This is a genomic window from Aerococcus sp. HMSC10H05 (assembly GCF_001806975.1).
Classification (GTDB): Bacteria; Bacillota; Bacilli; order Lactobacillales; family Aerococcaceae; genus Aerococcus; species Aerococcus viridans_B.
Genome location: NZ_KV786994.1, coordinates 16,058 through 30,682, shown reverse-complemented (window position 1 = coordinate 30,682; position 14,625 = coordinate 16,058). Strand labels below are relative to the sequence as shown.

15 protein-coding genes and 1 pseudogene are annotated in these 14,625 nt (G+C 37.9%); 4 read left to right on the top strand and 12 right to left on the bottom strand.

All coding sequences use genetic code 11. The features are described 5' to 3' along the window. Positions 1–103: 103 nt before the first annotated feature. Positions 104–619: a hypothetical protein gene (locus tag HMPREF3116_RS06895; RefSeq protein WP_070468659.1), complete on the top strand. Its 516-nt coding sequence runs from the start codon at positions 104–106 to the stop codon at positions 617–619. A gap of 47 nt (positions 620–666) precedes the next feature. Here the strand turns inward: HMPREF3116_RS06895 and HMPREF3116_RS06890 are convergent, their stop codons facing one another. Next, a complete protein-coding gene (locus tag HMPREF3116_RS06890; RefSeq protein WP_070468657.1) occupies positions 667–1,239 on the bottom strand; it encodes an LOG family protein in 573 nt (190 codons plus the stop codon). 197 nt (positions 1,240–1,436) lie between these two features. On the opposite strand from HMPREF3116_RS06890, the gene HMPREF3116_RS06885 reads away from it, so the two are divergent. Further along, entirely contained in the window at positions 1,437–2,324 is an 888-nt protein-coding gene (locus HMPREF3116_RS06885; RefSeq protein ID WP_246819068.1) for a polysaccharide deacetylase family protein, read from the top strand. Between the two features lie 94 nt (positions 2,325–2,418). Here the strand turns inward: HMPREF3116_RS06885 and rlmD are convergent, their stop codons facing one another. The 9 genes and pseudogenes from rlmD to yaaA all read right to left on the bottom strand — a co-directional run bounded on the left by rlmD (position 2,419) and on the right by yaaA (position 11,086). Beyond that, positions 2,419–3,831, bottom strand: a complete 1,413-nt coding sequence (gene rlmD, locus HMPREF3116_RS06880) for a 23S rRNA (uracil(1939)-C(5))-methyltransferase RlmD (RefSeq protein ID WP_070468654.1) — start codon at positions 3,829–3,831, stop codon at positions 2,419–2,421. 102 nt (positions 3,832–3,933) lie between these two features. Next, positions 3,934–4,431 (bottom strand): YehS family protein, encoded by a 498-nt coding sequence (locus HMPREF3116_RS06875; protein ID WP_070468652.1) that lies wholly within the window; start codon positions 4,429–4,431, stop codon positions 3,934–3,936. Positions 4,432–4,468: 37 nt separating this feature from the next. After that, positions 4,469–5,053, bottom strand: coding sequence for a sugar O-acetyltransferase (locus tag HMPREF3116_RS06870; protein ID WP_070468650.1), 585 nt, complete (start codon positions 5,051–5,053; stop codon positions 4,469–4,471). Between the two features lie 214 nt (positions 5,054–5,267). Beyond that, on the bottom strand, positions 5,268–6,203 hold the full coding sequence (locus HMPREF3116_RS06865; RefSeq protein WP_070468648.1) for a 2-keto-3-deoxygluconate permease: 936 nt from the start codon (positions 6,201–6,203) through the stop codon (positions 5,268–5,270). 174 nt (positions 6,204–6,377) lie between these two features. Next, entirely contained in the window at positions 6,378–7,325 is a 948-nt protein-coding gene (locus HMPREF3116_RS06860) for a 2-keto-3-deoxygluconate permease (protein ID WP_070468646.1), read from the bottom strand. A 331-nt stretch (positions 7,326–7,656) separates the two neighbouring features. Next, positions 7,657–8,214, bottom strand: a complete 558-nt coding sequence (locus HMPREF3116_RS06855; protein ID WP_070468644.1) for a hypothetical protein — start codon at positions 8,212–8,214, stop codon at positions 7,657–7,659. Between the two features lie 43 nt (positions 8,215–8,257). Next, positions 8,258–9,967: a catalase gene (locus HMPREF3116_RS06850; protein WP_210382491.1), complete on the bottom strand. Its 1,710-nt coding sequence runs from the start codon at positions 9,965–9,967 to the stop codon at positions 8,258–8,260. A 215-nt stretch (positions 9,968–10,182) separates the two neighbouring features. Next, positions 10,183–10,311 (bottom strand): annotated as a pseudogene (locus HMPREF3116_RS09350) (NADH-dependent oxidoreductase); the annotation flags it as partial. Between the two features lie 52 nt (positions 10,312–10,363). Further along, positions 10,364–11,086 carry a peroxide stress protein YaaA gene (gene yaaA / locus HMPREF3116_RS06845; protein WP_070468643.1) on the bottom strand — a complete coding sequence of 241 codons (723 nt, stop codon included), beginning with the start codon at positions 11,084–11,086 and terminating at the stop codon, positions 10,364–10,366. A 153-nt stretch (positions 11,087–11,239) separates the two neighbouring features. Between yaaA and HMPREF3116_RS06840 the strand changes: the two genes are divergently transcribed. Beyond that, complete coding sequence (locus HMPREF3116_RS06840) at positions 11,240–11,992, top strand: SDR family NAD(P)-dependent oxidoreductase (protein WP_070468641.1); 753 nt, start codon at positions 11,240–11,242, stop codon at positions 11,990–11,992. Positions 11,993–12,251: 259 nt separating this feature from the next. On the opposite strand, the gene HMPREF3116_RS06835 is transcribed toward HMPREF3116_RS06840, so the two are convergent. Both HMPREF3116_RS06835 and HMPREF3116_RS06830 read right to left on the bottom strand, forming a co-directional pair. Further along, positions 12,252–12,818: a sugar O-acetyltransferase gene (locus HMPREF3116_RS06835; RefSeq protein ID WP_070468639.1), complete on the bottom strand. Its 567-nt coding sequence runs from the start codon at positions 12,816–12,818 to the stop codon at positions 12,252–12,254. 37 nt (positions 12,819–12,855) lie between these two features. Further along, positions 12,856–13,524: an RluA family pseudouridine synthase gene (locus HMPREF3116_RS06830; RefSeq protein WP_070468637.1), complete on the bottom strand. Its 669-nt coding sequence runs from the start codon at positions 13,522–13,524 to the stop codon at positions 12,856–12,858. Between the two features lie 533 nt (positions 13,525–14,057). Here HMPREF3116_RS06830 and HMPREF3116_RS06825 point away from each other — a divergent pair. Further along, positions 14,058–14,540: an ECF transporter S component gene (locus HMPREF3116_RS06825; RefSeq protein WP_070468635.1), complete on the top strand. Its 483-nt coding sequence runs from the start codon at positions 14,058–14,060 to the stop codon at positions 14,538–14,540. Positions 14,541–14,625: the final 85 nt, after the last annotated feature.

The following is a 14,625-nucleotide window of genomic DNA, read 5'->3' as shown; positions in this document are numbered from 1 at the left end:
TGTTTCTTGCTCGTCAAGCAAGTTATGGCAATGAGGTTAGCTTGAAATTGACTGTCCTTTTCCCTATACTTATTGGACGAAGAAATACGAGAGGAGTGATTGGATGATCTCACATGAATTGCCATTGATGCCGATTGGTGAGGATGAGAAACGGTGGATGGCAGAGATTACGGGTGATGATGAAACTTTTGTATTGAAGCGAGATTTTCAACCGGAAATCCGTCCGGGCGTTTGGGAAATTTATGACGGCTGGTATCAAATTCATGGTCAATTCCCTGGTATTTCCCCCTTCGAAAAAGAGTATGTCCTTGTACAAAATGGTCAAATGACTCGTCACCTTGACTTTCGTTACATGATCAATGCCTTGCCACAAATTAAAGGTTATGAAGCACAGCGTAAGGAACGCTTGGCCTTTCAAATCACCAAAGTTTTGGATGAAATCTATGAAGCTGTACCGTATGACGGTGTATCTGATGCGATTTTGAGTCAGAAAGAAGATATGTCAATGGTAGAGACATCAAGTGAATTGGTTAAAGGTTTGACAAATCTTTTGAGACAAAAAGATGCGATTATCAAAAAATACCAAACATACTATGACCAGGCAGAAAATCTATGGTAGATAACAATAGCAAAGGCCGAGAACAATATATTCTCAGCCTTTTTTGTTTATTGCCATTTAGCAACCGCTGACGGTTGGTAGCTAGCCATTTTCTCCAATAATACTTCAGGATCTGTTTCCACCAATATCATATCACGGTATTGTTGGTGCATAAATCCATGTCCAATCATCGAATCGATAAAAGCTAGTAAGCCATCATAGTAGTTGTTCACGTTTAAAATCCCAATAGGTTTAGCGTGATAACCAATTTGTCCCCAAGTAATCACTTCAAATAACTCTTCCATCGTGCCTGGACCACCCGGTAAGGCGATAAAGCCATCCGAAAGGTCAATCATTTTGGCTTTTCGTTCATGCATCCCCCGAACAACAAATAATTTGGTTAAACCAGGATGTTGAATCTTATTGTCTACTAATTTTTGTGGGACTACACCCATTACGTCTCCGTTAAATGTCAAAGCCCCATTAGCTAAAGCGGCCATACAACCAACATTGGATCCGCCGTATACGAGTGTTCTCCCCGACTTGGCAATGAGTTCCCCAACTTTTCTAGCTGTTTCTTCATAAACTGGGTCATCACCCTTGGCAGACCCTAAATATACCGCAACACTTTCAAGTGCCATATACAACACCCTTTCTTTTTCAATATTTTAGACAAATCAAACCCATATGACAAGTCCTTGGAGCTGAGATATTTTTTGCCCCAGTCTTTTTTATTTGTCCTTTACATTTCCTAAAATTTAACCGTTTTCCTTTATATCTTTTATTATATTGGTGTATGATAGATATATATTATCTGTCATAGGGAGGAAGAAATATATTGAAAAAACTACCCATCTTATTGTTAACTGGTATGCTTCTAACAGCTTGTGCTGCTGACGACCAAGAAAATGATGAAGCGTCCCTAGCGCAAACAACTTCTAGCGAAGCTTCAGAAATTACTAGTCAACCTCATGACGCTAGCAGCGAAAGTAACCATCAGACTACAGAGACTACTGAAGCTGTAGCAAGTGATGAGGTCACGTACTATATTGATCCAGACAGCTCAAGTGTTGTGCCAATAACGGAAGACGCAAATTCAAATGTCGTCTTGGCAACGGTCGATGATGTGCCAAGGAAATTACCTGAAACACCAACTTCTTCAGTGAAAGAGGCCAAGGCCATGGCTGATCGCGGTATTTACGGCATCTTCTTCGTCAACGGCATGTATTTACAAGGTGAAGATGGCGAAGAAGGACGCCAAGCCCTAAAAGAAATCGCTGATATGGGGCATGTCATTGGTAACCATACGCTAACGCACTATAGCCTAGATGAAATTCCCGATGAAGAAACACTACGCAACGAAATTATCGGTAATCAAGATATCATTGAAGAGGTCATTGGATATCGTCCTCATTTCTTCCGTCCACCTCATGGCATTCAAACAGATGGCCTTGAAGCTATTTTGGAAGAAGAGAATATGATTAGCATGAACTGGTCTTACGGTTTTGATTGGGAAGAAACTTACTCAGACCCAAATGCTTTGGCAGATATCATGGTTAATACTGAACTCTTATCACCTGGCGCTAACTTACTCATGCATGACTTAACTTGGACAAGTGAAGCTATGCCTACTATTCTTGATGGCATTGAAGCTAAAGGTTACGAATTTGTCGATGCCCGAAAAATCGCCACTCGTGAACAAATGAATGACCTAAATATTGATTAGGCATGTCTTACATGAAAATATTAAAAAAGATAGTGCATGTCAAGCTCACATGCACTATCTTTTTTATGATACATATACGTACAAAGCAATTCAGCTATTCATCATGCGTTACTTTTTTCTTTAATAAGACGATGGTTTCTAAATGGGCAGTATGTGGGAATTGGTCAATTGGCTGTACTTCAACAACTTCATAGCCAAAATCTGGTAGCCAAACCAAATCGGCCGCTAAACTTTTGGGGCCACAAGATACGTAAACGATACGGTCTGTCCCAAAACGACCGATCGCACGCATAACTTTACCTCCGGCACCGTTACGTGGTGGATCTAATAATAGCAAATCAGGTTGGCCCCAAACGTCTGGTAAAACGCGTAAACCAGCTCTAGCATCTGACACCATAAAGTAAGTATTGTCTAGTCCATTATCTTCAGCATTTCTTTTAGCAGAATGAATTGAATTCTCCACGATTTCAATACCTACAAGTGATTGAGAGGCTGCTGCTAAAGGTAGTGAAAATGTTCCAATGCCACAGAATAAATCTAAGACTTTCATATCTGCTTTTACTTGAGCCATTTCAATTGCCGTTTCAACCATCTTATCTGCTTGAACAGGATTCACTTGGAAGAAAGTATCTGGCCAAATACGGAATTTAAATCCTTGTAATTCATCATTAATATAATCACGGCCATGAATTAAATAGACGTCGTTATCATATGACCTTTCAATGCCACCATTTTTCTTCAACCACTGGAAAGAAACAATACGGGGCTGCGCATTCAACAGACGTTGTGTAAGGTCTTCAATAGCTCGCATATAAGCATCCGGCGCTTCTAAAGCATAGATGACTACCATAATTTCTCCCGTCGCAAATGATTGGCGCATCAATAAATTACACAATAAACCTTCTTTAGAATCCTTATCTAATCCTGGTAATTGGTAATCTTTTTGCCACTGTGAGACAACTTTTTTAATCTCAATCATTTCCTCTGGGGCTAGAATAGAATCTTCTAAATCAATTACTTTACGGTAGTTTCCTTGTTGGTGCATCCCTAAACTACCATCCACACCAAAGGTTAGCTCCATCTTATTACGGTAGCGATAAGGATTATCCATTCCCATAATTGGTTTAACTAAATCCGTATCAAAACCAGCCTCAGCTAAGTAGCCTTTAATCAGATTTTCTTTGTAGTTAAGCTGGTCTTCATATTTCATAAATTGTAAAGGCGCACCAGCGGCCATTTCAGGCGTAATCGGCATATCTAGGTTCCGCAGCGGACTTGGTTCCAGTAACTCATCAAACGATACACTAGCTTTATGACGACCTTTAGCATTAGGAACAGTCACCCGAACTTTATCTCCTGGTACAACATTGTCAATAGATAATAATAAATGTTTTCCATGGGGCCCTTTTTCTGGGGGATGGATATAACGTGCAAAGCCCACCCCTTTATGGTCAAGACTTTCAACCGTCACATCAAGGATCTCAGTTGGATATAGATTCTTCTTCAATGATTCACACCTCTTCAAGCAATTGTCATGAAATTATAACAGGTTACATTAAAAAAGACTAGGTTTCCCCTAGTCAAATTTCTACTGCTAGCTGACAAATTTTTATTCACCACGGTAGCGTATTTTTAACCCATTTAAGAAGCTTCGTACATAACGATCGCCACAAGCTTTGTAATTACGGTGACCTTCTTTACGTAAAACAGCACCCAACTCACTTTTAGTTAAACGACCACCAGCATCTTCCATGATTTCATGTACCTCTTCGGTGGTTAGTGATAAAGCAATCTTCATCTTCTTCAATAATAAGTTGTTAGCATTTTCAGCAGTTAGCGCTAGTTTAGGTTCAGGCGCATCTTTTCGAACACCACGTTGGGAAGTAATCAGCCCATTTAGAAAGCGCTCAAAGTATTCATTATTCAATACTTCTTCATACTCACGCTCATATTCATTTTCGTTTTCATTCGTTCGTGTAACAGTGGTAAAAGCACGAACTTGATCAGCAGTCACACTTGCCCCACCCATATCGAAAATTTTTACAACATCTTCGTCTTTGATATCTAAAGCATAACGCAAGCGCGTTAGTCGGTCATTATTATTCATTTTATCTCAACCTCTCTTAATGGCCTATTATAGTAGTTTAACCATCACGATGGGCATCTGCTTCAGTGATTTCACGAATCACTTTACAAGGGTTTCCCACTGCAACCATATTTGCTGGAATATCCTTAGTAACAACCGATCCACCACCAATAACAGCCCCATCACCAATCGTCACACCTGGCATAACTTTTACGCCACCACCAAACCATACATTATTACCGACTGTAATTGGTTTAGCGTGTTCTAATCCCTTATTACGTCTGTCAACATCTAGCGGATGACCAGCAGTATAGAAACCGCAGTCTGGTGCGATAAAAACATTGTCTCCAAATATCACTTTGGCACCATCCAAAATTACTAAATTATGGTTAGCATAAAAATGGTCTCCAATTTCAATATTAAAGCCGTAATCACAAAAGAATGGCCCTGCAATTTCAAATTGCTTACCTATCTTACCTAATAATTGTCGAATAATATCTTGTCGTTTAGATATTTCTTTAGGTCGCGCATTGTTAAAGTCAAAACACAATTCCTTAGCATCCGCTCTTGCAGCAACGAGTTCTGGATCGTAATTCGCATCATAAATTTTGCCAGTTAGCATCTTTTCTTTCTCAGTTGTCATGAATGAAACTCCTTATGTCTTTAACCTATTTCTTAATGCTTAGTATAACAAAATCTATTGTTAACCAGAAATAACGTCCTTCCTCATTTACAAATCTGTCTAGATTGTGTAATACGCATCATGTACTGATCGCGCTAGACCATTTAAGTCTAAAGTCTAATAAAAAAAGCCGGGATCAATTCCCGACCTCTCAAGCTCATTTAATGATACTAAATTAATCCTTTTTTTGATAAAGTTTATCTACAATGATTGGTGCAAGTATACTAGTGATAATCGCTGCCATCAACACTTGCGCAGTAGCAGATGTTACATCGCCTGCTACCGCTGGTATAGCTGCACCAACAGTTGTTGGAACAGCTGTAGACATACCTGCGACTGTAGCGATAGATACCCCAGCTAACCCATCATATTTCAATATTTTCTTATCAATGAAGTACATTAGTGGCATAGATAAAACCATGAAAATAATTGTCACAATAATACCAGAAATACCTGATCGAATAGCTTCAAACATATCCATCCCTTGACCAAGTAACCAACCAAGTAGCATTAAGGCAGCTGGCATTACCGGACCGAATACTTTGCCAAATTCAGGATCCAAATTACCCAATATAATACCTATCACCAAAGGTAAGAAGATCGAGATGATGGGTGTCCACTCAATACCACCAAAACCACCTGAGATGTATGCTGATAACATAATCATTGGTAAGGCTGGCAAGGCTGGAATAACCGCAAATGGATAAATAGAAGCATCATCCTTATCACCATACATTTCAGTTAAAGCCAAGTGTACAGCTGGATTAATCGATAAAATAACCGCTAAGAAACCTAATCCAGAAATCCCCCAAACACCATCAAGACCGAATACTAGCAGAAAGATTGTCCCAAAAATGATGGAAATAAACATTTTTATTAAAACTAACGCGCCTTGATGTTTCATCAAATGCCCTAATTTTTTTAAGTCTACTGTTGTACCAGATGCAAATACCAATAAACCAACAATATAATTTGTCCCTGAATTAGAGAAAAAAGCCTCTGTTGGACCGCCTATATTAAATAAACTAGGGAAAAACGAATAAATCACCATAGACACAACCATTGGGACTATAAATGTCCCTGCTGGTATTCGACGCATAAATTTAATCAACCACATAAACTCCTTCTGTTTTTATTTTATAAATCAGTACATCAAAACTATCATACTATGCATAAATATTGAATACAAGGACCTTACTAGTATTCAATATTTTTTTTTAACATCTTGACGAAGAAAAAGAGACTGTAAAATCCAGTCTCAAAATCGATTGCTATTTATCTTAATCTAGTGATCTATTTCTGTATACTTATCATGAATTTTATTAACAATTAGTGGTGCAACAATCGATGTGATAATTGTAGCCATTAATACTTGCGCTGTAGCAGAAGTTACGTCTTTAGCAACTTCAGGTAAAGCCACTGCAACCACCGCTGGCACGGCTGTTGTTACACCTGCAACGGTTGATAAAGCGATCGCTGAATAGCCTTCATAATGTAATACTTTTTTCTCAAAGAAATAAGAAGTTGGCATTTCTAATATCATGAAGATGATTGTCACAATAATACCAGAAACCCCTGACTTAATTGCCTCAAACATATCCATATTTTGACCAAGCAGCCATCCTAATAGCATTAATGATGCTGGCATAACTGCACCAAATACTTTACCGAATTCTTTATCTAGGTTACCAAAAATAATCCCTACTACTAACGGTAAGAAAACGGAAATAACCGGCATCCAATCTACACCACCAAAACCGCCGTTGATATAAACACTCATAATGATTAAAGGTATTGCAGGAAGTGAAGGAATAACCGCAAATGGATAAATTGCAGCATCATCTTTATCCCCGTATGAATCAGTGATAGATAAGTTGATAGCTGGATTTGAAGACAACATCACAGAAACAAATCCTAAACCTGAAATCCCCCAGATACCATCTAAACCAAAGATATTTAAAAAGATAAATGAGAAAACTGTCGCAATCACGATTTTAAAAATGACTAAAGCTCCCTGGTGTTTCAGTAATTTACCTATTTTCTTCAAATCAACTGTTGTACCAGATGCAAATACAAGTAAACCAATAATATAATTCGTTCCTGAACTTGAGAAGAAAGCCTCGGTTGGACCACCAATTCTAAATAAATCAGGCATTATCGAGTAAATAATCATGGAAATAATCATTGGAATTAAAAAAGTACCCGCTGGCACTCTACGCATTAAGTTAATCATGTATAACACTCCTTCTTTCTTCACAATCATACGGCTGAAATTTTAATAATTCAAGCGAATTTCAAAGATTATAAAAATGCCATGTACTATTGCTTAAATCCTGAATGTAGCATTTTTAAATCAATTTTAATAAGCTGAAATGAATAAAACGCATATTTCGTCTTAGAAATACTTTGTGAATTTCTATCTTCAATTATGATCAAAGTTTTAATAATTTAAAAGTTAAAAAATAACCATCTAAAGTATATCACCTTAGATGGTTAACTAGCTACTATTTTAAATAGAGTAAGATTTGATATTGTTAGATTTTTCAATTTTTTCTTTTTAAATTTTACACGCTCACGGTTTGTTTCCTGTTGGCGTATATAAAAGTAATGACTATTGATACAAAATAAAAAGTAATTAAGGTCATGAATACAATATTTTGATGTAAGAAATCAAATGACAACATATGGATAAGGGTTGCAGAAGTGCTTACAATAAGAATCCCTTTTGTCCATTTATTAAAGGTCAATTGACTAGCTTGAGTCATTTTTCCGGTCATTTTTAAACGGATAAAACTAGCTATTGCATAAGCAATAAAACCAATTATAGCGACAAATCCTGTAATAGCAACAACTGATCCTGATAACAGATTATCGAAACCTGTGAATGCTATTGCAACGTGACTCACCATCGCTAAGATTCCGCCTATGATTGTAGTGGATGCCGCTTGTATATGTGAACCTTGGTCATTGTTCAAAATAATTTGCAGGGTACTCGCTAACATTAAAGCAAATACCATTAAACCCATGACCAGTTCCATTGAAATACTTGCTTTTCCAATTAAACTAGCAAGCAGTGTCAGAAAAATAACCATTCCTAGTATCGGATAAAATCTTTTTTTCATTTTTTCCTCCTAAAATAAATGACTAACTTGAAGGTGCTGCTGATTATAATACAAATGGGTCGTCCATAATACCTGTTAAGCTTGTTGGATCTTGAACGTTGGTATCACGGCCTTCTTCTGGTAAATCCTTCGCTGATGCTGGTTGTGCAGGTTCAGTTGGCACATTAAGGTCTTCAGCACCGCGGGCATTGGCTTCACGGTTGGCTTGATCTGAATCCCTTGGTGTTGGTGTTAAATCAACAGTATGGATATCAATACCTAAGGCTTCTGCTACACCTTCACCGTATTTAGGATCTGCTTGGTAGCAATTATTAATATGACGGTGCTTAATTTGTAGCGTAGCATCGCCCATCGCACGTGCGGTATTTTCAAATAAAACTAATTGTTGTTCTGGTGTCATTCGGTTAAATAAAATACCTGGTTGTGTGTAATAGTCATTATCGTCTCCGCGGAAATCATAATAATCTACATCTCCCGCATCCATTGGCGGTTCTGCCATATCTTTATGGTCTTTCCAGTTGCCATATGAATTGGGTTCAACATGGATTTGTCCCCCACCATTACCATCCATACGTCCTTGACCATCACGACTATAAGGATGGAAATCTTTTACACCACGCGGATAGTTCACTGGAATTTGATGATAGTTGACACCAATTCTATAACGCTGTGCATCCGGATATGAGAATAAACGTGCTTGTAACATCCGGTCTGGCGAAACACCAATACCAGGTACTAAGGCTGCAGGGTTAAATGAAGCTTGTTCAACGTCTTGGAAATAATTTTCCGGATTTTTATTTAATTCCATTTCCCCTACTTCAACAAATGGGAAATCTTCTTTTGGCCATACCTTTGTTAAGTCAAACGGATTAAAATCTACTTGTTTCGCTTCTTCTTCAGTCATAATTTGGAAATATAATGTCCATTTAGGATATTGTCCAAATTCAATCGCATCAAATAAGTCACGTTGGTGTGATTCTCTATCTTCCGCAATAACTTGAGCCGCTTCTTGGTCAGTAAGATTTTGAATACCTTGTTGAGAACGGAAGAAGAATTTCACCCATACACGTTGGTTATTGGCATTAATCAAACTATAGGCATGAGAAGAAAAGCCATGCATAAATCGATAAGAAGATGGAATACCACGGTCACTCATTGTAATTGTGACTTGATGTAGTGATTCTGGTAGTGATGTCCAGAAGTCCCAGTTGGTATTGGCACTACGCATATTGGTTTTAGGGTCACGTTTAATTGCACGGTTTAAATCAATAAAGTGTTTAGGATCACGCAAGAAAAATACTGGTGTATTATTTCCAACCATATCCCAGTTTCCTTCTTCTGTGTAGAATTTTAGCGCAAAACCACGGATATCACGCTCAGCATCCGCACCCCCACGTTCAGCAGCAACCTCAGAAAAACGCGCAAACATCTCTGTTTGTTTACCTACTTCAGAAAAAATCTTTGCTTTGGTATATTTAGTCACATCATTTGTCACTGTAAATGTACCAAAGGCACCAGAACCTTTCGCATGCATACGTCTTTCTGGTATGACTTCACGAGAAAAATTCGCTAGTTTTTCTTGTAGCCAAGTATCTTGTAATACGCTTGGTCCTCGTCGACCTGCTGTCATCGTATCATCATTATTGATCACCGGTGCCCCTTCATCAGTATGGAGTGCTGGGTTATCCGGCACAACTTGGTTACGACTTTCGCTATTTTTAACTAGTCCATTTTTATCCATTGGATTTTTCAAATCTAAAACCTCCTATTGATATTACTTAAAGGGTAACACCTACTAGAATGGTACTCAAAAATGTTGCTTATATAATAAATAATAAAAACATTTTATATTCTATACATTCTTCTATCGTCAGTACTTCCCCTCAATATCCGGGGGACAATAAGTAGTTTATTAAGAACAATTGTGTATTAAAAAAGCGCTCGTATGAACGCTTTTCCTAATCTTATTTATTTTCTTAACATATCATAACGACCTGTATGTAAGTGTCGGATGGTTTCGCCACCTGGTAGTGGTGGCAATCCTAATGCATCTTCTCTAGTAAAGGCTTCCTTCAATCCTTCTGTCCAAGAGATATATGCAATTTTTTTAATCTCTTCCGTTATTTTTTCACAAAATGCCTAATATTTTTTATTTTATAAAGACGATTTTTCTTTCATTTGAACGCTCTGAGTCAAATTGATAACCATCTTTACAAAATTCTTTAATAGCTGATAGCTCTTTAATTTGATTTTCCGCTAAGAATTCAAGCATTTTTCCTCGTCCTTTTTTCGAAATGGTTGCATGTTTTTTTAAACCATTTGTTTTTGTTGCATCATATTCATAGAATTCAACGTCAATCCAAGTGTAGCGGTCTTTATCTAACATTGTTGAGAATTCTTGACTCGCTAGATTTAAAATGGTCTCCCCTTTTTCAAAAAAATCATTAAAATCACTTCCCCACCATTGACGTAAGTTTTGACCCGCAACTTTTAAAGTGGTGTTGAAATCCAGTCTATAAGGTCGTATAGGTTCGAAAGCTTTCAAGGGTCCATATAAAGCAGATAAAATACGCAAGTGTTGGTCTAAATATTTCGCAATCGCGCCGTCACCTGTATCCACATCAATTTGGCGAAAGGCTAGACCATTGTATAGAGATAAGGCTGGGTATGCATCTCCCACATTTAAATGATGGATATAGTCTTTTACTTGTGACACTTGTTGATTGGAAATTTTGTAAATTGCTTTTATTTGCTCATCTGACAGCGTCTGTAAGGTTTGGATAATGGCTTTGGTGGTGCTTAAATACTTGGGTTGATCTACTGATACTTGATCTAGATTCATTTCTTTGGCTGGGGCAAAAATAATTTTCATGGTTCACTCGTCCTTACTTTTCAATCTATGTCACTAGTTTAGCTTATTCTTTAAAAAATAGCCAAGACACAACCATGTGTTTCATTTGCAAGCGCTATCTAAATCTCCTATGCTAGAAGTAATAAGTATTTAAAATCAGAAAGGATGTTTTTCATGGGAAAATTAGATGGTAAAGTCGCATTAATTTTTGGTGGTACATCAGGTATTGGCGAGGCAACTGCTACTTTGTACGCTAAAGAAGGCGCACAAGTTGCTATCGTTGGTCGTAACGAAGACAAGGCAAATAAGATTTTAGATACAATTGCTGAGTTTGGGCCAACAGGTCTTTTTGTAAAAGCCGACTTAAATGAAAGCCAATCCATTAAAGATGCTGTTCAAACCACTTTAGATCACTATGGTAGAATCGATATCCTTTATAATGGTGCAGGTATTTTGGATAATTACGATCCAATTCAAGACACGGATGAAGCACTTTTCGATGATGTCATCCGCTTAAATTTAAAAGCACCTTGGTTAGCTACAAAAACTGTCGTACCACATATGATTGAACGTGGTTCAGGTGTGATCATCAATATTGCTTCACAAGCTACCGGTATGGTTGGTGTTGGCGGAACACCTTATATGTCAAGTAAATATGGGTTAGTAGGGATGACGCGCCAATTAGCACATGAACTAGGACCTAAAGGCATTAAGGTAAATACACTATCACCTGGTTTTATTGATACTCCAATGACCGAAACTGTAACAGACAAACGTCTAGAAAAATCACCACTAGGACGACCAGGCCAACCAGATGAAATCGCAAAAACAGCCCTCTTCCTTGCCTCAGATGACTCTGACTATATCCAGGGCATTAACCTAATCCAAGACGGCGGTTGGACACTAGGCGGATACCCAGTAGAATAGAAAGGGTGTGAGTGTCGACGACAAGAAAGGAACCGTTGGAAGATGAAAGCAGTAGATGCGAGGTCAGCTACAACTTCATCTGAAACGCAATCCTTTCTGGAGACGCGAACCCAACTAAACAGGATGTGAGACAGGGCGTTTAGACAGGAGACTTCTAACGCATTTAAGCGAGTAAGCGCTAAAGACTAACTCGCTCATAAAGATGTAATAAAATACCAGTTAACTGAAAGATTTATTTCAGTTAACTGGTATTTTGATATTATTGTATTTCTTTAATCACTTTTGCAGGAATGCCACCTACAACCGTATTGGCTGGGACATCTTTTGTGACAACCGCACCTGCTGCAATAATCGCACCATCTCCGATTGTTGTACCGGCTAAAATAGTGGCATTAGACCCAATCCACACATGATGCCCAATTGTAATTTTTCCGGGAATCATTGAACCACGGTCATTGGGATTTTCTGCATGATTTAAGGTGGCCATCACCACATTATGACCAATTAAAGCCCCATCCCCGATTTCAATACCTCCTTGGTCTTGAAACTTACATCCGGCGTTGATAAATACATTTTTGCCAATATGAATATTTTTACCAAAGTCTGTATAAAACGGTGGAAACAGTGTAAAACTGTCATCAATTTTTTGACCGGTTAAATCTGACATGAGTTGCCGTAGCTTTGGTGGCTCATGATACTGATTATTGATTTGCATGGTTATCTTTAAAGCTTCCTGACTCATCTGGTGCATCACTTGATGGGCTGGAGAATCCGCTTCAATGCGGTTGCCCTTCTTCACTTCTGCTAAATAAGTTTCTAAATCCATGACGGTTCGCTCCTATATCTACTTCTTCATTGCTTATTTACCAAATATCCCAAGGGTAAGTTGTTGGTAGTGGTGATTCTAAAGTAAGTATTGTCTTTTTAACCGGATGTTCTAAAGTAAGGCTTTGTGCCCACAAGGCAATCTGCTGACCGACTTGACTATATTGTTGACCATACTTTTGATCGCCCCAGATAGGTGTCCCCATGCCTGCCAACTGCACACGAATTTGGTGAGGACGACCAGTCTGTAATTGCACGCTAACTAGACTGAGACCATCCTTTGATGCAATGACAGTATAATCCAGAACAGCCTTTTTTGCCTCTTTGTGGTTCTTTGAAACAATAGATACAATATTCTTCTGGCGATTCTTATATAAATAATCGACCAACCGATTACTAGGTTGCTTAGGTTTACCATGAACTACTGCATAATAAGTTCGGCCCATCGCATTACGCCGTACTTGGTCAGATAATCTTGACGCTGCTTTTGAAGTCTTGGCGAATACTATCGCACCGCCAACTGGACGGTCTAAACGATGTACTAAGCCTAAGTAGACATTGCCTGGTTTTTGATAGCGATATTTAATATCCTCTTTCAGATAGGTTAATAAATCCTTATCTCCACTATTGTCTCCTTGAACGGGTATATTTACTGGTTTTTGAACCACCAATAAATGATTATCTTCATATAGTATTGGTACATCCATTGGCTCTACTCCTTTTTGAACATAATGGTCCTACCATAGCATATCTGACCAACTTCTTCTAATTTAAATAGGTTTTTCATGCATAAAAAATTGGATCATTTGATACATTTAAAAATGGTAAGAGCTCATATTGATAGTGTTTAGATTGACGCATACCAAGTACAAATTTCTTCATCAACCGTTAGCCATCAACAAGCATCTTTTAGCTAGCATCAAACTTACTAGGTATTTCAATCACTATTATAGCATGTGGTTCTGAATGAGTACCGTTTTTGACGCTAGATGACATTTTTCTTAACACGGTTAAATGTTTAAATAGATGATGAATAATCAATTATATTTCATCATTTAGTTTCAATTTCGGCTGGTCATTGTTTTTCATATGTGAATAAAAATGATAGCGTTTTATCTACCTTTCTTTATTTCTCATCAAATGATAAGATAAATATTGGATTAAAATCATACATGTTATCTAATAAAAATTTCATTTATAGAGAAGTTTTTAATTTAATATGGTCAGGGAGGAAATTTATATGAAAAAACAATATGCATTTTATGCTGTGACGGCTGCATTAGTTGTTGCTATTTCTTTATTAATCATTATTCCTGTTCCTGCATCGAATGGATTCTTCACATTTGCTGATGTAGGCATCGTCACAGCTTCTTTGATTTTTGGGCCAATAGGTGGCTTAGTCGTCGGGGCTATGAGTGGTGGTTTAATTGACCTACTCTCAGGCTATGCACAGTGGATTATCTTCTCAGCACTTATCCACGGAGCGCAGGGATATATTGCTGGTTTAGCTAAAGAAAAAGGCCGTAAAGAAAAAGTATTATACTTAGTTTTATCCGCAGTTGTGATGATTGTCGGTTATGCGATTGCTAGCTGGATTTTATATGGAACGGCTGCTGCAGCGATTGCTGGCTTGTTCACTAACATTCTACAATCTGGTGTAGGGGTCTTGATCGCTATTCCAATCAGTATCAGGTTAAAACCAGTTATTGAACGCTACTTATAGGTTGAATATGTAGTTAAAAAGGAAAAAATCAAAAACTATACCCAAATCTTGCGAAACGCAACACTTATCGCCTCCGAGCGATCAA

What these genes read in the sequence shown, in the direction of transcription:
- HMPREF3116_RS06835 (WP_070468639.1), bottom strand. Translation starts at nt 12,818, where the DNA reads ATGGATTTAGAAACTTATTTAGCAGAAGTGAAGAAGGGCAACCGCATT.
- HMPREF3116_RS06830 (WP_070468637.1), bottom strand. Translation starts at nt 13,524, where the DNA reads ATGGATGTACCAATACTATATGAAGATAATCATTTATTGGTGGTTCAA.
- HMPREF3116_RS06870 (WP_070468650.1), bottom strand. Translation starts at nt 5,053, where the DNA reads ATGACAACTGAGAAAGAAAAGATGCTAACTGGCAAAATTTATGATGCG.
- HMPREF3116_RS06895 (WP_070468659.1), top strand. Translation starts at nt 104, where the DNA reads ATGATCTCACATGAATTGCCATTGATGCCGATTGGTGAGGATGAGAAA.
- HMPREF3116_RS06875 (WP_070468652.1), bottom strand. Translation starts at nt 4,431, where the DNA reads ATGAATAATAATGACCGACTAACGCGCTTGCGTTATGCTTTAGATATC.
- HMPREF3116_RS06855 (WP_070468644.1), bottom strand. Translation starts at nt 8,214, where the DNA reads ATGAAAAAAAGATTTTATCCGATACTAGGAATGGTTATTTTTCTGACA.
- HMPREF3116_RS06825 (WP_070468635.1), top strand. Translation starts at nt 14,058, where the DNA reads ATGAAAAAACAATATGCATTTTATGCTGTGACGGCTGCATTAGTTGTT.
- HMPREF3116_RS06890 (WP_070468657.1), bottom strand. Translation starts at nt 1,239, where the DNA reads ATGGCACTTGAAAGTGTTGCGGTATATTTAGGGTCTGCCAAGGGTGAT.
- HMPREF3116_RS06860 (WP_070468646.1), bottom strand. Translation starts at nt 7,325, where the DNA reads ATGATTAACTTAATGCGTAGAGTGCCAGCGGGTACTTTTTTAATTCCA.
- yaaA (WP_070468643.1), bottom strand. Translation starts at nt 11,086, where the DNA reads ATGAAAATTATTTTTGCCCCAGCCAAAGAAATGAATCTAGATCAAGTA.
- HMPREF3116_RS06840 (WP_070468641.1), top strand. Translation starts at nt 11,240, where the DNA reads ATGGGAAAATTAGATGGTAAAGTCGCATTAATTTTTGGTGGTACATCA.